This is a genomic window from Streptomyces sp. NPDC002537 (assembly GCF_053594975.1).
Map to the genome: position 1 here is coordinate 1 of NZ_JBSFWT010000035.1, position 21,541 is coordinate 21,541.

The 21,541-nt window shown below is 72.3% G+C and carries 19 protein-coding genes and 2 pseudogenes; 5 read left to right on the forward strand and 16 right to left on the reverse strand.

What is annotated here, in order from left to right:
- Positions 1 to 106: pseudogene (locus ACWD4A_RS17645) on the forward strand (roadblock/LC7 domain-containing protein); the annotation flags it as partial.
- Positions 107 to 166: 60 nt separating this feature from the next.
- Here the strand turns inward: ACWD4A_RS17645 and ACWD4A_RS17650 are convergent.
- From ACWD4A_RS17650 to ACWD4A_RS17665, 4 genes and pseudogenes are all read right to left on the reverse strand, one after another.
- Positions 167 to 1,582, reverse strand: a pseudogene (locus tag ACWD4A_RS17650) (sugar porter family MFS transporter); the annotation flags it as partial.
- Positions 1,583 to 1,789: 207 nt separating this feature from the next.
- Entirely contained in the window at positions 1,790 to 5,380 is a 3,591-nt protein-coding gene (gene smc, locus ACWD4A_RS17655; RefSeq protein ID WP_451194781.1) for a chromosome segregation protein SMC, read from the reverse strand.
- Between the two features lie 279 nt (positions 5,381 to 5,659).
- Positions 5,660 to 5,866, reverse strand: a complete 207-nt coding sequence (locus ACWD4A_RS17660; RefSeq protein ID WP_451194783.1) for a hypothetical protein — start codon at positions 5,864 to 5,866, stop codon at positions 5,660 to 5,662.
- Between the two features lie 426 nt (positions 5,867 to 6,292).
- Positions 6,293 to 6,574 (reverse strand): acylphosphatase, encoded by a 282-nt coding sequence (locus ACWD4A_RS17665; protein ID WP_451194784.1) that lies wholly within the window; start codon positions 6,572 to 6,574, stop codon positions 6,293 to 6,295.
- A gap of 134 nt (positions 6,575 to 6,708) precedes the next feature.
- On the opposite strand from ACWD4A_RS17665, the gene ACWD4A_RS17670 reads away from it, so the two are divergent.
- Positions 6,709 to 7,692: a CAP domain-containing protein gene (locus tag ACWD4A_RS17670; protein ID WP_451194786.1), complete on the forward strand. Its 984-nt coding sequence runs from the start codon at positions 6,709 to 6,711 to the stop codon at positions 7,690 to 7,692.
- Between the two features lie 19 nt (positions 7,693 to 7,711).
- On the opposite strand, the gene mutM is transcribed toward ACWD4A_RS17670, so the two are convergent.
- From mutM to ACWD4A_RS17715, 9 genes are all read right to left on the reverse strand, one after another.
- The gene (gene mutM, locus ACWD4A_RS17675; protein WP_451194788.1) at positions 7,712 to 8,590 is read right to left on the reverse strand and encodes a bifunctional DNA-formamidopyrimidine glycosylase/DNA-(apurinic or apyrimidinic site) lyase; all 879 of its coding nucleotides are present in this window, start codon (positions 8,588 to 8,590) and stop codon (positions 7,712 to 7,714) included.
- A gap of 94 nt (positions 8,591 to 8,684) precedes the next feature.
- Positions 8,685 to 9,509: a ribonuclease III gene (rnc, locus tag ACWD4A_RS17680; protein ID WP_451194790.1), complete on the reverse strand. Its 825-nt coding sequence runs from the start codon at positions 9,507 to 9,509 to the stop codon at positions 8,685 to 8,687.
- Positions 9,510 to 9,528: 19 nt separating this feature from the next.
- Entirely contained in the window at positions 9,529 to 9,702 is a 174-nt protein-coding gene (rpmF, locus tag ACWD4A_RS17685) for a 50S ribosomal protein L32 (protein ID WP_030087884.1), read from the reverse strand.
- 2 nt (positions 9,703 to 9,704) lie between these two features.
- Positions 9,705 to 10,301, reverse strand: coding sequence for a YceD family protein (locus ACWD4A_RS17690; protein ID WP_451194792.1), 597 nt, complete (start codon positions 10,299 to 10,301; stop codon positions 9,705 to 9,707).
- A 190-nt stretch (positions 10,302 to 10,491) separates the two neighbouring features.
- Positions 10,492 to 11,559, reverse strand: a complete 1,068-nt coding sequence (locus ACWD4A_RS17695; RefSeq protein ID WP_451194880.1) for a cell division initiation protein — start codon at positions 11,557 to 11,559, stop codon at positions 10,492 to 10,494.
- Positions 11,560 to 11,658: 99 nt separating this feature from the next.
- On the reverse strand, positions 11,659 to 12,168 hold the full coding sequence (gene coaD / locus ACWD4A_RS17700) for a pantetheine-phosphate adenylyltransferase (protein ID WP_451194794.1): 510 nt from the start codon (positions 12,166 to 12,168) through the stop codon (positions 11,659 to 11,661).
- Positions 12,165 to 12,767: a 16S rRNA (guanine(966)-N(2))-methyltransferase RsmD gene (gene rsmD / locus ACWD4A_RS17705; RefSeq protein WP_451194795.1), complete on the reverse strand. Its 603-nt coding sequence runs from the start codon at positions 12,765 to 12,767 to the stop codon at positions 12,165 to 12,167. The genes coaD and rsmD overlap by 4 nt, the downstream gene beginning before the upstream one ends.
- Before the next feature lie 214 nt (positions 12,768 to 12,981).
- Positions 12,982 to 15,204, reverse strand: coding sequence for an ATP-dependent DNA helicase RecG (gene recG / locus ACWD4A_RS17710; protein ID WP_451194797.1), 2,223 nt, complete (start codon positions 15,202 to 15,204; stop codon positions 12,982 to 12,984).
- A 121-nt stretch (positions 15,205 to 15,325) separates the two neighbouring features.
- Positions 15,326 to 17,023: a DAK2 domain-containing protein gene (locus ACWD4A_RS17715; protein WP_451194799.1), complete on the reverse strand. Its 1,698-nt coding sequence runs from the start codon at positions 17,021 to 17,023 to the stop codon at positions 15,326 to 15,328.
- 337 nt (positions 17,024 to 17,360) lie between these two features.
- On the opposite strand from ACWD4A_RS17715, the gene rpmB reads away from it, so the two are divergent.
- Entirely contained in the window at positions 17,361 to 17,546 is a 186-nt protein-coding gene (gene rpmB, locus ACWD4A_RS17720) for a 50S ribosomal protein L28 (protein WP_087926075.1), read from the forward strand.
- 138 nt (positions 17,547 to 17,684) lie between these two features.
- Here rpmB and thiD read toward each other — a convergent pair whose 3' ends face one another.
- Both thiD and ACWD4A_RS17730 read right to left on the reverse strand, forming a co-directional pair.
- Positions 17,685 to 18,479 (reverse strand): bifunctional hydroxymethylpyrimidine kinase/phosphomethylpyrimidine kinase, encoded by a 795-nt coding sequence (gene thiD, locus ACWD4A_RS17725; RefSeq protein ID WP_451194801.1) that lies wholly within the window; start codon positions 18,477 to 18,479, stop codon positions 17,685 to 17,687.
- Between the two features lie 10 nt (positions 18,480 to 18,489).
- Positions 18,490 to 19,461, reverse strand: a complete 972-nt coding sequence (locus ACWD4A_RS17730; RefSeq protein ID WP_451194802.1) for a thiamine-phosphate kinase — start codon at positions 19,459 to 19,461, stop codon at positions 18,490 to 18,492.
- Positions 19,462 to 19,598: 137 nt separating this feature from the next.
- Between ACWD4A_RS17730 and ACWD4A_RS17735 the strand changes: the two genes are divergently transcribed.
- Entirely contained in the window at positions 19,599 to 19,832 is a 234-nt protein-coding gene (locus ACWD4A_RS17735) for an Lrp/AsnC ligand binding domain-containing protein (RefSeq protein ID WP_451194804.1), read from the forward strand.
- A gap of 20 nt (positions 19,833 to 19,852) precedes the next feature.
- Entirely contained in the window at positions 19,853 to 20,359 is a 507-nt protein-coding gene (locus tag ACWD4A_RS17740) for a DUF3515 domain-containing protein (RefSeq protein ID WP_451194806.1), read from the forward strand.
- On the opposite strand, the gene ACWD4A_RS17745 is transcribed toward ACWD4A_RS17740, so the two are convergent.
- The gene (locus tag ACWD4A_RS17745) at positions 20,356 to 21,510 is read right to left on the reverse strand and encodes a D-alanine--D-alanine ligase family protein (protein WP_451194808.1); all 1,155 of its coding nucleotides are present in this window, start codon (positions 21,508 to 21,510) and stop codon (positions 20,356 to 20,358) included. The genes ACWD4A_RS17740 and ACWD4A_RS17745 overlap by 4 nt on opposite strands.
- Between the last annotated feature and the right edge of the window lie 31 nt (positions 21,511 to 21,541).

Genomic DNA, 21,541 nt, shown 5'->3' on the forward strand with positions numbered 1-21,541 from the left:
TTTCTTCTATCTGATGGCCGCCGGGGCCGGGGCGTTCCTGGCGGTGCTGGCCGATGACGACGTCGACGCCGAGCTGATGGGCATGCGGATGCGGGCCGCCGTGTCCGGCTGCCCGGCCCCGCACCCGAGTTCGCGGTCTGCGCGAACGGCGGCGAGCTGCTCGTCCACCCATCTCCTCCAGCGCCTTGCCCTTGGTCTCCTTCACGTACTTGAGCACGAAGGGAATCGAGAGCACGGCGAAGACCGTGTAGATGATGTACGTACCGGAGAGGTTCCAGTCCGCGAGGCTCGGGAAGCTCGCGGTGATGGCCCAGTTGGCGACCCACTGCGCGGACGCGGCCACGCCGAGCGCCGCGGCGCGGATGCGGTTGGGGAACATCTCGCCGAGGAAGACCCAGACCACGACGCCCCAGGAGAGGGCGAAGAACAGCACGAACGCGTGGGCCGCGACGAGGGCCACCGTGCCCTGCGTGGTCGGCAGCGAGCCGTCGGCGGCCTTCGAGGCGAAGGCCCAGGCCTCCAGCGCGAGGGAGACGGCCATACCGGCGGAGCCGATGAGCGCGAGCGGCTTGCGGCCGATGCGGTCGACGAAGATCATCGCGATCACGGTGCCGACGATGTTGATGATCGACGTGGTGAAGGAGTAGAGGAAGGAGTCGCTCGGGTCGATGCCGACGGACTGCCACAGGGTCGCCGAGTAGTAGAAGGCGACGTTGATGCCGACGAGCTGCTGGAAGACCGAGAGGCCGATGCCGACCCAGACGATCGGCAGGAAGCCCGCCTTGCCGCCGAGCAGGTCCTTGAAGGTGGACTTCTCCTCGCTGTGCATGGCCAGTTCGATCTCGGCGACGCGCTTGTCGAGGTCGACGGTGTGGCCCTCGACGTCGGCGAGGACGGCCTTCGCCTTGTCGGTCTTGCCGACGGAGATCAGGAAGCGGGGCGACTCGGGGATCGCGAAGGACAGCAGGCCGTAGAGGACCGCCGGGACGACCATGACGCCGAGCATCAGCTGCCAGGCCTCGATGCCCAGGAGGTGGCCGCGCTGGTCACCGTGGGCGAGGTTGAGGATGCCCCAGTTGACGAGCTGGGAGATGGCGATGCCGACGACGATCGCGGCCTGCTGGAAGGAGCCGAGGCGGCCGCGGTAGGCGGGCGGCGAGACCTCGGCGATGTAGGCCGGGCCGATGACCGAGGCCATACCGATGGCGATGCCGCCGAGGACGCGCCAGAAGGCGAGGTCCCACAGGGCGAAGGGCAGTGCCGAACCGACCGCGCTGATCGTGAAGAGCGTCGCGGAGATCTGCATGACGCGGATGCGGCCGATGCGGTCCGCGAGGCGGCCCGCGGTGGCGGCACCGATCGCACAGCCGATCAGCGCGATGGCGATGACCTGGGCCAGGGCGGCGGAGCCGATGTCGTACTTCCCGCGGATGCCCTCGACAGCACCATTGATCACGGAACTGTCGTAACCGAAGAGAAAGCCACCCATGGCCGCGGCCGCGGTGATGAAGATGACATGGCCGAGGTGGTCCGGCTGGGCCTTGCGGCCCTCGGACCCCTGCGCCATCGCAGTGCTGGTCAACGTGTACTCCTGGGGCCCGGCGGCATTGCCGGGCGTGGGGGGGCTGGCCCTACAAGTGGGGCACAACTCCGGGGGGCCCACCACTTGAAGGTATTAGCGACGTTGCAGACCCTATGTCTTCAATTTTCTAAGTCAATAGGTCGTAACCAAGAAGTTTCCTAGAGGCATCCCATAGGTTGCGTTCAATACTTGAAGTGGCACTGAGGGTCAGCGCAGCCGCTGACTGATGACCTTGGAAACGCCGTCGCCCTGCATGGAGACGCCGTAGAGCGCGTCCGCGACCTCCATGGTCCGCTTCTGGTGGGTGATCACGATCAACTGGGAACTCTCCTGGAGCTCTTCCATGATCCTGATCAGCCGCTGGAGGTTGGTGTCGTCCAGCGCGGCCTCGACCTCGTCCATCACATAGAACGGGCTCGGTCGCGCCTTGAAGATCGCCACGAGCAGGGCCACGGCGGTCAGGGAGCGCTCGCCGCCCGACAGCAGCGACAGCCGCTTGACCTTCTTGCCCGGCGGACGGGCCTCGACGTCGACCCCGGTCGCCAGCATGTCGTCCGGGGCGGTGAGCACGAGCCGCCCCTCCCCACCGGGGAAGAGCCGGGAGAAGACGCCCTCGAACTCCCGGGCCGTGTCCCGGTACGCCTCGGTGAAGACCTCCTCGACGCGCTTGTCGACGTCCTTCACCACCTGCAGGAGGTCGCTCCTGGTCTTCTTCAGGTCCTCCAGCTGTTCGGAGAGGAACTGGTGCCGCTCCTCCAGCGCCGCGAACTCCTCCAGGGCCAGCGGGTTCACCTTGCCGAGCTGCTGGTACGCGCGCTCGGCGGCCTTCAGCCGCTTCTCCTGTTCGGCCCGGACATAGCGGACCGGCTGGTTCCTGGGGTGGTCCGGGTCGTCGGGCAGCTCCTCGCCCTCGGCGGGCGGCGACGGCGGTACGGGCTGGTCGGGGCCGTACTCGGCGGCCAGCGCGGCCGGTTCGACGCCGAGTTCCTCCAGGGACCTGGCCTCCAACTGCTCGATGCGCAGCCGCTTCTCCGCGCCCAGCACCTCGCCCCGGTGCACCGAGTCCGTGAGCCGGTCCAGCTCGGTCTTGAGCTCGCGGCCCCGGTTCCGCTCCGCGACCAGCTCCCGCTCGCGTTCGGCCTTCGCGGCCTCGGCGTGCGCGCGCTCCTCGTCGGCCCGCCGGAGCGACACCTCCACATGGGCCAGGAGCTGCCGGGCCCCGGCCGCGACGGCCGCGGCGACCCGCGCCTCGTGGCGCAGCCGGGCGCGCCGCTGCTCCGCGCGCGCCCGCGCCTCGCGCTCGGCGCGCGCCGCCCGGTCGAGCCCGTCCGCCCGTCCGGCGAGTGCCTTCACCCGCTCCTCGTGCGTACGGACCTGGAGCCGTGCCTCCATCTCGGTCTGCCGTGCGTTGGCCCCGTCGGCGGCGAGCCGGTCGCGCACGGAGGTGTCCGGCTCGTCCGTGCCCTCTCCGGGGGCCGCCTCCTCGGCGACCGCCAGCCGTTCGGCGAGTTCCTCCGCCTCCTCGGCGGCCCGGAGGAGCGCCTCCTCGGCGCGGGTCACGGCCGTGGCCGTGCGCTCCGCCTCGTCGGCGGCGGCGCGCGCCCGGCCGCCGAGGGCGCCGAGCTCCTGGGCCACCCGCGACGCGTCGCGGTCGGCGGTGCTGCGGAGGGCCGCCAGTTCCTCGACCAGGGCGGCGCACTCGGCGCGCCGCTCCCCCGCCGCCCGCTGTGCGGCCGCGAGTTCCTCGCACCGCGCGTCGAGTTCCGTCAGTTCCGCGGTGGCCTCGTCGACGGCCGACTGCACCTCCAGCAGGCTGGGCGCGCCGCCGGAACCACCCTGCGCGAAGTGGCCCCCGAGGAGGTCGCCCTCGGCGGTCACGGCGGTGCATCCGGGCCGTTCGGCGACCAGTTCCTCGGCGTCCTCCAGTGTTCCGACGACCATGACGTCCCGCAGCAGCGGGGCCACGGCGGCCAGCAACTCGGCGGGTCCGTGGACGAGTTCGAGCGCGGGGCGCGGGCCGGAGGCGGTGGCGGGCGCCGGGTCGGGGGTCCGTACCGCCTCGTCGGCGTTCCGCCGGAGCCCCGGTGCGACCAGCAGGGCCGCGCGGCCCGCGTCCTGTTTGCGGAGCAGGCGGAGGGCCTCGGCCGCCGTGGCGGTGTCGGTGACCGCGAGGGCGTCGGCGGCCGCGCCCAGGGCGGTGGCGACGGGGAGTTCATGGCCGGGGGCGACCGACAGGAGCTCGGCGGCCGGGCCCAGGACCCCGGACAAACGATCCTGCGCGGCGAGCAGGGCACCCGTGCCGTCCTTGCGGCGCAGCCCGAGCGCCAGCGCGTCGCGACGGGCGGCGGTCGCCGCGCGGCGGCGTTCGGTGGCCGTCGCCGCCTCGCGTGCCTCGGTGAGCACGGTCTCGGCGGCGGTCAGCGCGCGCTTGGCGGCCTGGTGGCGTTCGGCGAGCTCGGCGTTGCCCGCGTCGCGGCCCTCGCCCTCGGTGCGCCGCCGCCCGTACTCCTCGGCGGCCGCGGCGGCCCGCTCCCGGGCCTCGTCGCGGGCGGCGGTCAGCCGGCCGATCTCCGCCTGCGCGGAGGCCGCGCGGCCGCGGGCCGCGGTGACCCGTCCGTGCAGCCGGGCGAGGCCCTCGCGGTGGTCGGCGATGGCGCGGGCGGCGTCCCTGAGCCGGCGTTCCTCCTCGGCGAGCCGGCGCTCCAGCTCGGCACGGTGCAGGGAGGTCTCCTCCAGGGCGACGCCCGCGGCTTCGAGCGCGGCCTCCAGCTCAGCTTCCTGTTCGCGCACCCGGGCGGCCTCGCGCTCCAGGTCCTCGGGTTCGCGGCCGCGGCGCTCCTCGGCCGGGGCGGAGGTCGCGCTGGTGACCCGGGCGTCCGCCAGGCCGATGGTGCCGCGCACCCGCTCGGCGAGCCGGGACAGCTCGTACCAGGTCTGCTGTGCCTCCGCGAGGCGCGGCGTCAGCATGCGGACCCGCTCCTCCAGGGCGGCCTCCCGCTGGGCGGCCGCCCGGAGTTCGGCCTCGGCGGCCTCCCTGCGGGCCTTGAGCGCGGCCTCGTCGGCGAGTTCGGCGTGCAGGGCCTGCCGCAGGGTCACCAGGTCGTCGGCGAGCAGCCGCAGCCGGGCGTCGCGGAGGTCGGCCTGGATGACCGCGGCACGGCGGGCGACGGCGGCCTGCCGGCCGAGGGGCTTGAGCTGCCGCCGCAGTTCGTCGGTGAGATCCTGGACGCGGGCGAGGTTGGCGCGCATCGCGTCGAGCTTCCGGAGCGCTTTCTCCTTGCGCTTGCGGTGCTTCAGTACGCCCGCGGCCTCCTCGATGAAGGCCCGGCGGCCCATGGGGTCCGCGTGCAGGACGGAGTCCAGCTGTCCCTGGCCGACGATGACATGCATCTCGCGGCCGATGCCGGAGTCGGAGAGCAGCTCCTGGATGTCGAGGAGCCGGCAGGTGTCGCCGTTGAGCTGGTACTCGCTGCCGCCGTTGCGGAACATGATCCGCGTGATGGTGACCTCGGCGTAGTCGATGGGGAGGGCGCCGTCGGAGTTGTCGATGGTGAGGGAGACCTCGGCGCGGCCCAGCGGGGGGCGGCCGGTCGTCCCGGCGAAGATGACGTCCTCCATCTTGCCGCCGCGCAGCGACTTCGCGCCTTGTTCACCCATGACCCAGGAAAGCGCGTCGACCACATTGGACTTGCCTGAGCCATTGGGTCCCACGACGCAGGTGATCCCCGGTTCGAAGCGCAGGGTCGTCGCGGAGGCGAAGGATTTGAACCCCCGCAGGGTCAGGCTCTTGAGGTGCACGCGGAAGGACTTTACCGGCCGCCCGGCCCGGCAGCCGTCTGCCCGCGCCAGCGTGCGCGCTGGGGCGGCAAAGCTGCCCCTTTCAATTTTCCGGTTTCACCCGGGAAGGGGCAGGGCACATCAGTCCAAGGGGACGGGAGGAAAACGGCCGGAAACGCCGGGGTGATACGACGATCGGATGGGGCACCACGGATACGACGAAGGGACGCCTGGGCGTCCCTTGCAACTCTCAAGCGGCTGACAGTGCAGCCCGACCGGGCCCCCGGGGCAGGGCGGCGGTCAGGCGAGCGCAGGCTCCGCGTGGGATACGTCGATGCTGCCGAGCAGCGAGTCGCCGTTGTGAGCGGCGGCAGTCAGCGCGTCGTTCTCGGCCTGCATCCGGATGAGCTCGGATTCAAGGTCCTGGACACGCTGCTGAAGCCGTCGCATCTCGGAGAGGACTCGGGGGTCGGAGCCGCCGACGTAACCGAGAAGCGCCTTTGCCATGATGGATGGTCCTCCACACTGAGTGACCGACCGAAGCGGTGTGGGTCGTGAGGGATTCGCACCCGCGGTGTCTGCCATCACTACTGCGGTGTTCAATGCCAAACAGCTAAGGTGCGCGGGGCTTCCAGAGTCTCACCAAAAAGTTTGACGGTCAACACGATCACACCCCGTATCCGCGGGCGTCCCAGGGGTGCGCGGCGATGAATACGCGGCGCAGTCTCTGCCTGGGCCCGGAGGGGCGTAGAGATCATCCGTTGAGCAGCAGCCTTCCACGATGACGGCGAGTTGGCAACCATCAGGGAATTTCTTCCGTTCGCATATGCCAAGGACATATCAATAAGGTCATCGCGACCCACGCCACCTCCTTCTTCACGCGGTCCGGCCGTCCTCCCATGGGTGGAAATTCCGTTTTCGACGGGGTGCCGGTCAGCGGATCCCGAACCCGTCATAGCCCCCGCGCGGCACGTCCCAGATCTCCGTGACGCCGTCCACGCGGCCGGGCGTGTCGCCGTCGCGCAGCCATTCGAGCAATTGTTCACACTCGTGACGTGCGCCCTCCGCGACGACCTGGACACGGCCGTCGGCGAGATTCGAGGCGAAACCGGCGAGCCCGCCGATACGCATGGCGTTCTCCCGCGTGAACCACCGGAAGCCGACACCCTGCACATGACCACGGACCCAGGCCGTCAGACGGACATTCTCGTTCATGTCTGCACGTTAACCGGGCAATTACTTGCGGAGCACTTCGACCCCGGCCCTATTGCCGTACAGTCGCCGCTCGACAGGTCCCCCCCCCGTACGAGTGACGCACGATGACGCCGAGCACGTAAGGAAGGCAGCGGATGGGTCGCCATCGACGCTCTGCCCCCCAGGCCACCGGTCGCAGCGCAGCCGTTCCCCCGCCGGCCGGGGCCCCCTCGACGACCGGGACGACCGCCCCGGGGCCCCGCTACGAGGCCGACGACCCCGCCGCCGCGCGCAGGCAGCGGACCACGCGCCGGCGGGGCCGGGTGACCCCGATGCGGACCGGGCTGCTGGGCGCGTCCGCCGCCATGGCGATGGGCGTGGTCGCGATGGCCTCGGGGCTGTTCTCCGGCGGCGACGCCCTCCAGCTCGGCGGCGGCAGCCCCGGCGGGCAGGTGGTGGCCGACGATCCGCCCGCGCTGCAGAGCCCCGGCGGGCCGCAGGCACCCGCCGCCGACCGCGGCGGGCTTCCGGTCAGCCGTGGCGCGGAGCGCCCGGACAGCCGGTCCGCGTCCCCCGGCGCGCCCGCCTCCCCGTCCTCGGCGCCCGCCGACGGCACGGCGCCGGGCCGCCCCGGCGGGGGCATCGACCCGGGCAGCGAGGCGCACACGCTCCCGGCCCATGTGCCGGAGACCGTCACCGCGGACCCGTCCGGCACGGACCCCGGCGGCAGCCCCACGCCCCCGCCCGCCGCGGTCGACCTCCAGGCGACGCCCGTCGCCCAGATCCTCTCCCTGGTCAACGAGGAGCGGGCCAAGGCGGGCCTCCGGCCGCTGGCCGCCAGCTCCCGACTGTCGGCCCTGGCCCAGTCGTTCAGCGACGACATGGCGCGGCGCGGCTTCTTCGCGCACACCGACCCGGACGGCCGCACGCCCTGGGACCGGGCCGCCCGGCGCGGCATCGACAATCTCGGCGGCGAGAACATCGCCCGCGGCCAGCCGGACGCCAGGGCGGTCATGGACGCGTGGATGCGGAGCAGCGGCCACCGGGCGAACATCCTCAACCGGGAGTACCGCACCCTCGGCATCGGCCTCAACCCCGGTGAGGGAGGCCCTTGGTGGACCCAGGACTTCGGCTACTGACCCGGCCGCCGAGCGGACCTCAGACGCGCGGGGCGCGCTGGCAGCGGGGGCAGAAGTAGCTGGAGCGGTTCATCCAGGGGCGCCTGCGGATGGCCGTGCCGCAGCGGCGGCACGGCTCGTCCTCACGGCCGTACGCGTCCAACGAGCGGTCGAAGTAACCGGATTCGCCGTTCACGTTGACGTAGAGGCTGTCGAAGCTCGTACCCCCGGCGGCGAGGGCCTCGTTCATCACCTCGCGGATGTGGGTGAGGAGTTCGGCACCGCGCGGGCGGGTCAGGGTCGCGGTGGGGCGTTCGTAGTGCAGCCGGGAGCGCCACAGCGCCTCGTCGGCGTAGATGTTGCCGACGCCGCTGATCAGCGACTGGTCGAGCAGGGCCCGCTTGACGGTGGTACGGCGGCGGCGCAGCGCGGCGTGGAAGGCGTCCTCGTCGAAGGCCGGGTCCAGCGGGTCGCGGGCGATGTGCGCGATGACGTCCGGGAGTCCGTCCGGTTCGCCCGGCACGCAGTCGTGCAGCGACAGGCCGCCGAAGGTGCGCTGGTCGACGAAGCGCAGTTCGGTGGGGGTGGTGTCGGCGAAGCGGACGCGGATGCGCAGGTGCTTCTCGTCGGGCGCCCCGGGCGGCTGGACGAGGAGCTGGCCGCTCATGCCGAGGTGGGCGAGGACGGCCCGGTCGGGTGCCGTACGGTCCTCCGTTTCGAGGGGCACCCAGAGGTATTTGCCGCGGCGGTGCGCCATGCCGAGCCTGCGCCCGGCCAGTTGGGCGGCGAAGTCCTCGGGTCCGGCGAGGTGCCGGCGGATCGCCCGGGGGTGCAGGACCTGGACCGTGGCGACCGTACGGCCGCAGATCCACCGTTCCAGGCCGCGCCGTACGACCTCGACCTCGGGCAATTCGGGCACGTCATTCCTCCGGAGGGGTCACCTGGGGTTCGTGGTACGCAGGAACGCCGGGCGGGCACGATGGCCCGCCCGGCGTTCCCGGACGAAAAACGCGTCAGTGCGACGCGCCCTGCACGCCGTCGGCGGGCGCGGTGCCCGCCGGGTCGGCGGGGGTTCCGGCCTCGGCGGCCTTCTCCCCGGCGGAGGCGCGGGCCTCCGCCGCCTCGTGGATGGCGCGCCAGGCGGCTTCCGCCGCCTGCTGCTCCGCTTCCTTCTTGCTGCGGCCGGTGCCGGTGCCGTACGCGACACCACCGACGCGGGCAGCAGCCGTGAAGGTCTTCTCGTGGTCCGGGCCGGTCTCGGAGACGAGGTACTCCGGGACTCCGAGGCCCTCGGTGGCGGTCAGTTCCTGGAGACTGGTCTTCCAGTCCAGGCCCGCACCCAGGTTCGAGGACTTCTCGATCAGCGGATCGAAGAGCCTGTGCACCAGTTCACCGGCGGCTTCGAGACCCTGGTCGAGGTAGACCGCCCCGATCACCGCTTCGAGCGTGTCCGCGAGGATCGACGCCTTGTTGCGGCCTCCGGTGCCCTCTTCACCGCGCCCGAGGCGGATGAAGGAGCCGAGGTCGAGACCACGGCCGACCTCCGCCAGCGCACGGGAGTTGACCACCGCGGCCCGCAGCTTGGCCAGCTGGCCTTCCGGCAGGTCGGGGTGGATGCGGTACAGCGTGTCGGTGACCACCAGTCCGAGCACGGAGTCCCCGAGGAACTCCAGCCGCTCGTTGGTGGGCAGCCCGCCGTTCTCGTACGCGTAGGAACGGTGAGTCAGCGCACGCACCAGAAGGGCGGACTCGAGTCTGTACCCGAGCCGCCCTTCCAGAAGCGTGTGAGACGAGGCCGTGTCCGCCGGCGCCTTCTTCGGCGTAGTGGCGTCTGACATGGAGCCTGTCACCCGCCGATCAGACCTCGAGGACCTGGCGCTTGTTGTAGGTGCCGCAGCTGGGGCACGCGATGTGCTGCAGCTTCGGCTCGTGGCAGCTAGCGCATGCCACCAGGGTGGGGACCGCAGCCTTCCACTGCGACCGGCGGTGGCGCGTGTTGCTGCGCGACATCTTCCGCTTCGGAACAGCCACGGCTACTTCTCCTGTGAGTCATCCCCGCCGGAGCGGGGTGCGTTGTCCATCTCGCCGTCCTGGTTGGACCCGGCGAGTCCCTGCAGTGCCGCCCAACGAATGTCGACGGACTCGTGGTGGTGGTCCGGGTCGTCCGCCAGCCGCGCTCCGCACTCGGAGCACAGGCCAGGGCAGTCTTCCTGGCACACCGGCTGCAGCGGCAGTGCGAGCACCACCGCGTCACGCAGCACGGGTTCGAGGTCGAACAGGTCGTCCTCGAGGAAGAGCATGTCCTCCTCGTCGTCCTCGGCGTCGTCGTCCGTGGCCACAGAGCGGCCACGGGCGTCGGCGTCGGGGTAGGAGAACATCTCCTGGAAGTCCACTTCGAGCTCTCGCTCCAGCGGCTCCAGACACCTTACGCACTCCCCTGTCAGCGGTGCACGGGCGGTGCCTGTGACAAGCACCCCTTCCATGACCGACTCCAGGCGGAGTTCCAGCTCCACCGCCGCGCCCTCGGCGATCCCGATGACCTCGATACCGAGATCGGCGGGCGCCTCGATCGAACGGGAGACCCTCTTCAGCGCACCGGGACGCCGGCCCAGCTCGCGTGTGTCGAACACGAGAGGGGAACGGTGATCAAGGCGGGCGTTCAGGGCTTCCTGCTTTCTACGCTGCGGCGACGGCCGCCCGACGCGGTAAAAGCGTCCCGGGCAGCCCTGATCGCGAATGCACACGCGACCGAAGAGCCAGAATACTCGACGGGCCGCCGTACACCCAATCGGCGCCCGGCCACCGGCGACCCGCGAGGGGTCAGCGGCCCTGCTCGTACCTGCGGAGCTGATCGAGGTCGATCATGCTCGTGTCGAAGAGACTCGTCTCGTCGAGCTGGGGCTGCTGGGCCTGCGGGGCTTCGTGGGGCTGCTGGTGGGGGCTCTGGTGGCCGCCGGGCTGGGCCGCGTAGCCGCCGCTCTGGTCGTACGGCCAGGCGTAGGGGTCGTGCTGCGCGTAGCCGCCCTGGACCGCGTACGGGTCCGGCTGCGGCTGCGCGTACGACTGCTGGTAGGCGTACGGGTCGGGCTCGTAGGACGGGCCCGGGTAGTAGGCGGGCTGCTGCGGGGGCGCGGCGGGCGGCGGGACGGCGGTGGGCTGCTGGGAGTCCGCCAGCTCGGCGAGGAAGTCCGCGTCGCTGGTGCGGTGGCCGCCGGGGAGGCCGTCCTGGGCGGCCATGTGGGCGCCGAGCTCGTCCGCCGGGCGGGCGCCGAGCAGCTTCTCCCGGCCCTTGCCGACCGCTTCGAGGGTCTTGGCCAGCACCGCGGCGACCGCGCCGAGCTTGGCGTCCACGTAGGCGTCGGCGCGCTGCCGCTGGACCTGGGGGTCGGAGCTGCGCTCGAGCCCGTCGTCGGGCAGGCCGTCCGGGTCGTGGCCGTCCCCGTCCGGGCGGCCCAGCAGCTTCTCGCGGCCGCGGTCGACCGAACCGATGGTCTTGGTGAGGACGACCTCGAAGTTGGCGAGCTTGCCGTCGACGTAGTCGTCGGCCTCGGCACGGACGCGCTCGGCCTCCAGGCGGGCCTCCGCGAGGATGCGGTCGGCCGCCTCCTGGGACTGGCGGGCCACCTCGGTGTCGGAGATCAGCGAACCGCGGTGGGCACGGGCGGACTCGATGATCCGCTCCGCCTCCTCGCGGGCCTCGGCGACGAGCTGCTCACGGCCGCCGATCAGCTCCTGGGCCTGGGCGAGGGAGCCGGGCAGCGCGGCCCGCATCTCCTCCAGCAGGGCGAGCAGTTCGGCCCGGTTGACGACGCAGGAGGCCGACATGGGCATGGACCGGGCGCCGGCGACGGTCGAGACGATCTCGTCGAGCTTCTTCTGGACGTCCACCTTGGCGCTCGCCACTCTCTTATGACGGATGGGCACGAACGGGGACGACTGTACGGCCAGTCGCCCCCCGCCCGACACCCGCCGATCGGGGCCGGTCCGTCAGTCGCGGCCCAGCCGCTCGTTGAGCGCCTCCAGCACCAGCGGCGGCACCAGGTGGGAGACGTCGCCGCCCCAGGCCGCGACCTCCTTGACGAGGCTGGAGGAGAGGAAGCTGTAGGTGGGGTTGGTGGGGACGAACAGGGTCTCCACGCCCGAGAGGCCGTTGTTCATCTGGGCCATCTGGAGCTCGTAGTCGAAGTCGCTGACCGCCCGCAGCCCCTTCACGATGGCGGGGATGTCGCGCTGCTTGCAGAAGTCGACGAGCAGCCCGTGGAACGCCTCCACCTGGACGTTGCCGTACTCGGCGGTGACCCGGCGGAGCAGGTCGATCCGCTCGTCGACGGTGAACAGGCCCTGCTTCGACTTGTTGATCATCACTGCGACGTGCACGACGTCGTACAGCTTGGAAGCGCGGGCGATGATGTCGAGATGTCCATTGGTGACGGGGTCGAAAGACCCCGGACAGACGGCGCGGCGCAACTGTGGTTCCTCGCTCTCCGGTCCATTCATGACGCGCAGGGAGATGGTGTCTCTGCAGTGCACGTCGAGGCGGCGCGACCGTACCAAAGCGTCCCCTCGCCGTAACGACGGGCCCTCAGTGGCTCGAAACCGTCCGGCCAGGGGAACTCCCCGCCCCTGGTGCTCCGCTCCACGGTGACCAGCGCGTCGTCCGCAAGCCAGCCCCTCGTACGGAGTGTGAGCAGGATCTCGCACAGTTCGTCGTTGCCGACGGCGTAGGGCGGGTCCAGGAACACCACGTCGTACGGGCTCGTGGGCGCCGCTCCGGCGAGGACCTGCTCCGCCTTGCCCGCCCGGACCTCGGCACCCGGCAGGCCGACGGCGCGGGCGTTGTCCCGGATGACGCGGACCGCGCGGGCGTCGGCCTCCACCAGCAGGACGTGCGCGGCGCCGCGCGAGAGGGCCTCCAGGCCGACCGCGCCGGAGCCGCCGTAGAGGTCCAGGACGCGGGCACCGTCCAGGGGGCCGAAAAGCGACTCCCAGGTGGAGAACAGGCCCTCGCGCGCCCGGTCGGAGGTCGGGCGGGTGCCGGTGCCGGGCGGCACGGCCAAGCGGCGTCCGCCGGCGGTGCCGGCGATCACGCGGGTCATGGAGTCCTCTTCGATGGTGGGTGTTCGGTGGCGGGCGACTTCGGCGGTGGCCGACGGGGCGTCGCCCACCACTCAGCCTAGGTCGTGCCCGGCGGTCGGCGACACGCGGCGCGGTCCCGCCAAGGGCCCGCGGCCGGCCCCTGCCGACCCTTTCCGACCCTTTCCGGCCCTTGTCAGCCCTTGTCAGCCCTTGGTCGGCCCTTGTCAGCCCTTGTCAGCCCTTGTCCAAGTAGCGCTCGCGGTCGCGGTCCAGGAGGGCGTCCAGCGCCGTGCGCAGCTCCGGCAGCCCCGTCAGCTCCGGGTCCGCGGCGACCACCGCGGCGGCTTCCTCGCGGGCCGCGGCGATGACCTCCTCGTCCTCGATGACCGCGAGCATCCGCAGGGACGAGCGGACGCCGGACTGCGCCTGGCCGAGGACGTCGCCCTCGCGGCGCTGCTCCAGGTCGATGCGGGACAGCTCGAAACCGTCCAGGGTGCTCGCCACCGCGGCCAGCCGGGCGCGCGCCGGGCTGGCCTCCGGCATCTCGCTGACCAGCAGGCACAGGCCGGGCGCCGAGCCGCGGCCCACGCGGCCGCGCAGCTGGTGGAGCTGGGAGACGCCGAACCGGTCCGCGTCCATGATCACCATGACCGTGGAGTTGGGCACGTTCACGCCGACCTCGATGACGGTCGTGGCGACCAGCACGTCGACCTCGCCCGCGGCGAAGCGGCGCATCACGTCGTCCTTGGCGTCCGGCTGCATCCGGCCGTGCAGCACCTCCACGCGCAGCCCGCGCAGCGGGCCGCCGGTGAGCTGCGCGGCGATGTCGAGGACGGCGAGCGGCGGGCGCTTCTCGGCCAGATCCTCCGCGGAGGGCTCGTCCTCGGCGGGCTTCTTCCGCGGTCTGGTCTCGCCCTCGTCCGCGATGTCGTCGCCGATGCGGGGGCAGACCACATACGCCTGGTGCCCGTTCCCGACCTCTTCCCGCACCCGCTCCCAGGCACGGCTCAGGAAGTGCGGCTTGTCCTTGGCGGGCACCACGTGGGTGGCGATGGGCGAGCGCCCGGCGGGGAGCTGGTCGAGGACCGAGGTCTCCAGGTCGCCGAAGACGGTCATGGCGACGGTGCGCGGGATCGGGGTGGCGGTCATCACCAGCAGGTGGGGCGGCTGCTTGCCCTTGCCGCGCAGGGCGTCCCGCTGCTCGACGCCGAAGCGGTGCTGTTCGTCCACGACGACCAGGCCGAGGTCGTGGAACCGCACCTTGTCCTCGATCAGGGCGTGGGTGCCGATGACGATCCCGGCCTCGCCGGTGACCAGGTCGAGCAGCGCCTGACGGCGGGCCGCCGTGCCCATGGAGCCGGTGAGCAGCACCACCTTGGTGCCCTGCTCGGCGCCGCCGAGCAGACCGCCCTCGGCGAGCTCGCCCATCATCTCGGTGACCGACCGGTGGTGCTGCTGGGCGAGCACCTCGGTGGGCGCCAGCATGGCGGCCTGCCCCCCGGCGTCCACGACGCCGAGCATGGCCCGGAGGGCGACCATGGTCTTCCCGGAGCCGACCTCGCCCTGGAGGAGGCGGTGCATGGGGTGTTCGGCGGCGAGGTCGTCGAAGATCTCCGCGGAGACCTTGTGCTGGCCGTCGGTGAGGGTGAAGGGGAGCTTCGCGTCGAAGGCGTCGAGGAGGCCGCCCGCGACGGGCTTGCGGGCGACGGCGGGGAGTTGCGTGTCGGCGTGCCGGCGGCGGGCGAGGGCGACCTGGAGGACGAAGGCCTCGTCCCACTTCAGGCGGGCCCTGGCGTCCTCGAGGTCGGCCTTGGAGCCCGGGCGGTGGACCTTGCGGAAGGCGTCCGGGAGCTCGGCGAGGCCCCGGCCGTCGCGCAGCGCCGGGGGCAGGGGGTCGACGATGCCCTGCCACTGCTCGGCCTCGAAGAGGTCCAGCAGGGTGTCGACGGCCTTGGTGAGCTTCCAGGACTGGAACTGCTTGCACGCCGGGTAGATCGGCAGCAGCCGGCCCGCGAAGGACTCGGCGGCGTCGGCACCGCTCTCCTTGTCGAGGAGTTCGTAGTCGGGGTGCAGCAGCTGGCGGGTGTGGTTGAAGAGGGAGACCTTGCCGGCGAACATGCCGCGGCGGCCGGGCAGCAGCTCCTTCTCCCGCGCGTAGGCGCCCCGGCCGAAGAAGACGAGGGTCAGCGAGCCGCTGCCGTCGGTGACCACGACCTCCAGGCGGACGCCCTTGCCGTGGTTGAAGGTCTTCAGGGCGGCCTTGGCGACCTGGGCGACGACGGTGACGTGCTCGTCGAGCGGCAGGTCCGCGAGCCGGGTGAGCTCGCCGCGCTCGGCGTAGCGGCGCGGGTAGTGGTGCAGCAGATCGCCGACGGTGTGCAGGTCGAGGTGCTCGGCCATCACCTTCGCGGTGTTGCCGCCGAGGATCTTCTTGAGGGGTTCGTCGAGCGCGGGCACGCCCCTATTGCACACCACGGCACTGACAATCGGCGCCCGCCGCCCGCACTCCGGCCCGGCCGACGGCCTGTTCGGCGCCGAACGTCGGCACCGAACATCGGCACCGGACCGTCGCCACCGGTCATTCGACACCGATCAGCAGCGGCGCCGTCTGCTGGCCGCCGCGGTAGACCACCGTGTCCACGGCCAGGTGTCCGGCGCGGACATGGCGTTCCAGGCGGTCGGCCACGGCACCCGGCACACCCGCGCCGAGGACGAGGGTGACCATCTCGCCGCCCGCGGCGAGCATGCGGTCGAGGACGGTCTCGGCGGTGGGCGCGAGCTCCGCGCCGATGACGGCCACGTCGCCGTCGATGAGGCCGAGGACGTCGCCGGCCTGGCAGACGCCGGCCATGGTCCAGGACTGCCGTTCGGCGACGGCCAGTTCGGCGTAGCGGGTGGCACCCGCGGCGGCGGTCATGGCGACGACGTCCTCGTCGAAGCGGCGGCCCGGCTCGTGGACGGCGAGCGCGGCGATGCCCTGGACCGCGGAGCGGGTCGGGATGAGGGCGACGCGGACGCCTTCGGTGCGGGCCTGCTCGGCGGCGGCCGCGGCGGCGTGCCGCAGCTCGGGGTCGTTGGGCAGCAGCAGCACCTCGCGCGCGTGCGCGCGCCGGATGGCCTCGACCAGCTCGCCGCTGGCGGGCGGCTCGCCCGGCCGGGCCGCCACGACGGTGGCCCCGGCCTCCGCGCACAGCCCGGCCAGGCCCTCGCCGGGCACGACCGTGACCACGGCCCGCTGCACGGGTTCCCGGGTGCGGGCCGCTTCGGCGGCGGACCCGAAGTGGGTGATGCGGACGCGGTGGGGACGTCCGGCCTCGATCCCGGCCTCCACGGCGGCCCCGGCGTCGTCCACGTGGACGTGGACGTTCCACAGGCCGTCCCCGCCGACGACGACGAGCGAGTCGCCGAGCGCGTCGAGCCGGGTCCGCAGCCGGGCCACGGCCGCGTCGTCGGCCTCCAGGAGGTAGATCACCTCGAAGGAGGGCGTCGTGGTGCCGGTGCCCGTCAGGAGCTCCGGGTGGCAGCCCTCGGGGTGCGCGGCCTCCGTCCCGCCGTCCGGGTCCGCGGCCCGTACGGCCTGCGTTCCCGTCCGCCACGCGCGCGTGGCGGTGGCGGCCGTCTCCCCCGACAGCGCCCGTGCCAGCGCGCCCAGCACCTCGACCAGGCCCAGGCCGCCCGCGTCGACGACCCCGGCCCTGCCGAGCACGTCGAGCTGGCCGGGGGTCGCCGCGAGGGCGGAGCGGGCGGCCTCGTCGGCGGCGCGGGCCACGTCCGGGGCGGCGCCGGGCGTCCGCGCGGCGGCCTTGGCCGCGGCCGAGGCGACGGTGAGCACGGTGCCCTCGACCGGGCGGGCCACACCCTCGTACGCGGACTCCACGGCCCGCGACAGGGCCCTGCGCAGCGGTTCCCCGGTGTCGGGGCCGCCCGGGGACTCGTCCGCCGCCAGGACCTCGGCCATGCCGCGCAGCAGCTGCGCCAGGATCGTGCCGGAGTTGCCGCGCGCCCCTATGAGGGCGCCGTGGGCCATGGCCCGTACGGCCTCGGACAGCCCGGGAAGAGCCGCCCGGGAGGCGTCGTCCGCGGTGGCGTGGCCCTCGAAGGCCGCCTCGACGGTGCGGGACGCGGACTCGACGGTCAGGTAGAGGTTGGTGCCGGTGTCGCCGTCCGCGACCGGATAGACGTTGATCGCGTCGATCTCCTCGCGGGCCCGCCCGAGCGCGTCGAGGGCCAGGGCGCACCAGGTGCGCACCGCGGCGGCGTCCAGGGAGTGCGGCACCTGTTGTCCTCCTCGGACTCCTCGGGGTGGTGTGACGGTGATCGGCAGCGTAGTCCCGACGCGGTCCGGGGCGGGCGGCCGGCGGGAAGGCGGGGGCGCTCCGCGGCGGACCCGTGAGGTGGGCGGGGAGCACCCGAGGGTGCTGCCCGGCGGGGGTCCGGGGAGTCATGGTAGTTTCGCTGTACGGAAGCAGTCGATGTATGCTGCTCCGGTTGCCTGATGAAAATCAGGAACATCCCCTGATACTGCCGGTCACTCAGACTTCGGCACGCAGGGATTCACCGTACGTGCCTGTTGTCCCTGTGCAAGTGGGGATGACCCGTCTTTGGAGTAACCCGTGGCTGCCAACTGCGACGTCTGCGGCAAGGGGCCGGGCTTCGGCAACGCTATTTCGCACTCGCACCGCCGTACCCCCCGTCGTTGGAACCCCAACATCCAGCGGGTGCGCGCGGTGATCGGGCGCACGCCGAAGCGGATCAATGCCTGCACCTCGTGCATCAAGGCCGGCAAGGTCTCGCGCTAGCGCGCAGCCTCCGGTTGCCTGAACAACCGGTCTGCCCTTTGGGGCGGGCCGGTTTTTCGCATGCCCTGATGCCGTCGGCCCTGATGCTGTCGGCCCCGGCGCTCGCCCTTCTCGGCGGGGCCGGGGAGACGGCCGTCGTCAGCCCCGGAAGCGCCAGGCGTGGTCGACCGGGCCGATCCCCCGGCCCAGGGGGAAGCCCGCGGCGATCGCACCCGTGACGTACGCCTTGGCCTCCGTCACCGCCTGCGGCACCCCGTGTCCGCGTGCCAGCCCGGCGGCGATCGCGGAGGCGAGGGTGCAGCCCGTGCCGTGGGTGTGGCGGTTGTCGTGGCGCGGTGCGCGCAGCCAGTGTTCCTCGGTGCCGTCCGTGAGGAGGTCGACGGCCTCGGGCACGTCCAGGTGGCCGCCCTTGATCAGCGCCCAGGCCGGCCCGTGGGACAGTACGGCGTCGGCCGCCCGGCGCAGGTCAGCCTCGGTGGTCACGCGGACGCCCGTGAGCCAGGCGACCTCGTCGAGGTTGGGGGTGGCGACGGTCGCGACGGGCAGCAGCTTCGTGCGGACCGTGTCGAGCGCGGAGGCGGCGAGCAGCGGGTCGCCGTGCTTGGAGATGCCGACCGGGTCGACGACGACGGGGGCGCCGACCCCGGTGAGGAGCTCCGCCACCGTCTCCACGAGCTCGGCGGACGCGAGCATGCCGGTCTTGACGGCCTGGACGCCGATGTCGTCGACGACGCTGCGGAACTGGGCGCGCACCGCCTCGGCGGGCAGTGGCCAGGACCCCTGCACGCCGCGGGAGTTCTGGGCGGTGACGGCGGTGAGCACGCTCATGCCGTGCACGCCGAGGGCGAGCATGGTCTTCAGGTCGGCCTGGATGCCCGCACCGCCGCCGGAGTCGGATCCGGCGACGGTCAGTACGCGTGGAGGTATCGGCATACCGCCGAATCTACTCGTCGGGCGCGTCGTCCCCGAAGTGGTCCCAGCCGCCCGCCTTGTCCCAGGGGGCGCCGTCGACGGTCACCTGCGGCAGGGCGGAGGGGCTGACGACCTCGCCGATGACCTTCCAGCGGGCCGGGAGCTTCACGTCCGGCGGGAAGGTCGCCACGATCGCGTGGTCCTCTCCCCCGGTGAGCACCCACTGCAACGGGTCGACGCCGACGGCCTGTCCGATGTCGGACATCTGGGTGGGCACGTCGATCGCGGCGGTGTGCAGGTCGATACGGACCTTGCTGGCCTCGGCGATGTGCCCGAGGTCGGCGATGAGGCCGTCGCTGACGTCGGTCATCGCCGTGGCGCCGAGGCCGGCGGCCGCGGGGCCCGCGTGGTACGGCGGTTCGGGGCGGCGGTGGGCCTCGACGAAGGCGCGGGGCGAGCGGAAGCCGCGGACGAGCACCGCGAGTCCGGCGGCGGACCAGCCGAGCCAGCCGGTGACCGCGACGACGTCGCCCGGCTTGGCGCCGGAGCGGGTGACCGGCTCGTGGTTGCGCAGGTCGCCCAGGGCCGTGATGGCCACGGTGATGGTGTCGCCGCGCACCACGTCGCCGCCGACCACGGCGGCGCCGGCGACCTGGCACTCGTCGCGGATGCCGTCCATCAGCTCGGTCGGCCAGGTGACGGGGAGTTCGGCGGGGACGACGAGACCGAGGAGGACGGCGGTGGGGACCGCGCCCATGGCGGCGATGTCGGCGAGGTTCTGCGCGGCGGCCTTGCGGCCGACGTCATAGGCCGTGGACCAGTCGCGGCGGAAGTGCCGCCCTTCCAGAAGCACGTCCGTACTGGCCACGACCCTGCGGTCGGGCGCAGCCACCACCGCGGCGTCGTCACCCGGCCCGAGCCGGACCGCAGGGGTGGTGGTGAGCCGGGAAGTAAGCTCTCTGATGAGCCCGAACTCCCCCAACTCGCCCACGGTGCCTTTCACTGAGCTCCTCCTAGGAGTATCGGTTGTGACATTCGCCGCGCCGCGCAGGCAGCGCGGGTCTCCCCGCGCCGTACGGCGACGCGGTACCGTGGCGTCTCTTCTCCCCACATGATCCTCGAAGCCGCCCTGGAGGTTCCGTGGTACAGGCGTACATCCTGATCCAGACCGAGGTCGGCAAAGCGTCGACCGTGGCCGAAGTCATCTCGAAGATCACGGGGGTGATCCAGGCGGAGGACGTGACCGGTCCGTACGACGTGATCGTGCGTGCCCAGGCCGACACCGTGGACGAGCTCGGCCGGATGGTGGTCGCCAAGGTCCAGCAGGTGGAGGGCATCACGCGCACGCTGACCTGTCCGGTCGTCCATCTGTAGGTCCCCCGTATGCTCGCCCGGTGAAGTCTTCGCTCCGCCGGTCGCTCGGTCTGCCCGCTCTCGTCGTCCTGTTCGCCGCCTCCGGCTGCGCCGCGGGCGGCGGGCCCGCGGGTCCGGCGGTGCCCACGCCGCCGGACCGGGCGGTCGGGCCCTGCCGGGCCCTGCACAAGGTCCTGCCGGAGTCCGTGGACGGGATGAAGCGGCGTACCGCCGATCCCGTCTCGGACTTCACCGCTGTCTGGGGCGATCCCGCGATCGCGTTGCGCTGCGGGGTGCAGCGCCCCGAGGTGATCCGGGCGGGTTCCAAGACGTACGCGCCGTCCACGGGCTCGGTGGAGGCGGACGGTGTCGAGTGGCTGCCTGAGCGGCAGCCGGACGGCAGCGTCCGCTGTACCACGGTGCAGCGGGAGGTGTGGGTGGAGGTGACACTGCCGAAGAAGGTCGCCGGTGACGCCGGCGATCTCGGTGCGCTCACCGATCTCGCCGACGCCGTCAAGAAGACGATCCCCTTCGGGTACGTTGACTAGCGCAGTCCGGTCGGGCGGCGCAGCGCGGCCCGGACGAGCGTGTCGATCAGCTCGGGGTAGCTCACGCCGGTCTCCTGCCACATGCGCGGGTACATGGAGATGGGTGTGAACCCGGGCATCGTGTTGATCTCGTTGATGACGAACTCGCCGTCCTCGGTGAGGAAGAAGTCCGCGCGGACCAGGCCCTCGCAGGACACGGCGTCGAAGGACCGGACGGCCAGTTCCTGGACGCGGGCGGTCTGCTCCGGCGTCAGCGGCGCGGGGACGATGCCGGCGGCGGAGTCGATGTACTTCGCCTCGAAGTCGTAGAAGTCGTGCGCGGTGACCGGCGGGATCTCGGCGGGGACGCTGGCGCGCGGCCCGTCCTCGAACTCCAGCACGCCGCACTCGATCTCCCGGCCGCGGAGCAGCGACTCGACGAGGATCTTGGGGTCGTGGCGCTGGGCCTCGGCGATGGCGTCGTCCAGGCCGGAGAGGTCGTCGACCTTGGTGATGCCCATGGACGAGCCGGCGCGGGCGGGCTTCACGAAGAGCGGCCAGCCGTGCTCGCCCGCGAAGTCGACGATCCTCTTGCGGGCGGCGGCCGGGTCGGCCTGCCACTCGCGGGGGCGGATCACCTCGTACGGGCCGACAGGCAGCCCGTAGGAGATGAAGACCCGCTTCATGTACTCCTTGTCCTGGCCGACGGCCGAGGCGAGGACACCGGCGCCCACGTAGGGGATGCCGGAGAGCTCCAGCATGCCCTGGAGGGTGCCGTCCTCCCCGTAGGGGCCGTGCAGCACGGGGAAGACGACGTCGACCTCACCCAGGGCCTTGGGCATGGTGCCCGGCTCGGTGTGGACGATCTCGCGGGAGTTGGGGTCGACCGGCAGCACGACGGTGCCGTCGGGCGACTCGGCGAGCTCGTCGACGCTCGGCAGCGTGCGGTCGGCGATGGCCATCCGCTCGGGGTCGTCGGCGGTGAGCGCCCAACGGCCGTCGGTGGTAATGCCGATCGGCAGCACGTCGTACTTCGTCCGGTCGATCGCGGCCAGCACGGCGCCGGCGGTGACGACGGAGATCGCGTGCTCGGAACTGCGACCGCCGAACACGACCGCGACGCGCGGCTTCCGGCTCCGGTCAGGGCTCTGGGTGGTGGTCTCGCTGCTCATATCGCGACGAGACTACCTGGTGGTACGGGGT

Bases quoted from the DNA above. Each gene is read 5' to 3' on its own strand.
- ACWD4A_RS17660 (WP_451194783.1), bottom strand. From the start codon at position 5,866: ATGGCAAAGGCGCTTCTCGGTTACGTCGGCGGCTCCGACCCCCGAGTC.
- ACWD4A_RS17665 (WP_451194784.1), bottom strand. From the start codon at position 6,574: ATGAACGAGAATGTCCGTCTGACGGCCTGGGTCCGTGGTCATGTGCAG.
- ACWD4A_RS17670 (WP_451194786.1), top strand. From the start codon at position 6,709: ATGGGTCGCCATCGACGCTCTGCCCCCCAGGCCACCGGTCGCAGCGCA.
- rnc (WP_451194790.1), bottom strand. From the start codon at position 9,509: ATGTCAGACGCCACTACGCCGAAGAAGGCGCCGGCGGACACGGCCTCG.
- coaD (WP_451194794.1), bottom strand. From the start codon at position 12,168: ATGAATGGACCGGAGAGCGAGGAACCACAGTTGCGCCGCGCCGTCTGT.
- rsmD (WP_451194795.1), bottom strand. From the start codon at position 12,767: ATGACCCGCGTGATCGCCGGCACCGCCGGCGGACGCCGCTTGGCCGTG.
- thiD (WP_451194801.1), bottom strand. From the start codon at position 18,479: ATGCCGATACCTCCACGCGTACTGACCGTCGCCGGATCCGACTCCGGC.
- ACWD4A_RS17745 (WP_451194808.1), bottom strand. From the start codon at position 21,510: ATGAGCAGCGAGACCACCACCCAGAGCCCTGACCGGAGCCGGAAGCCG.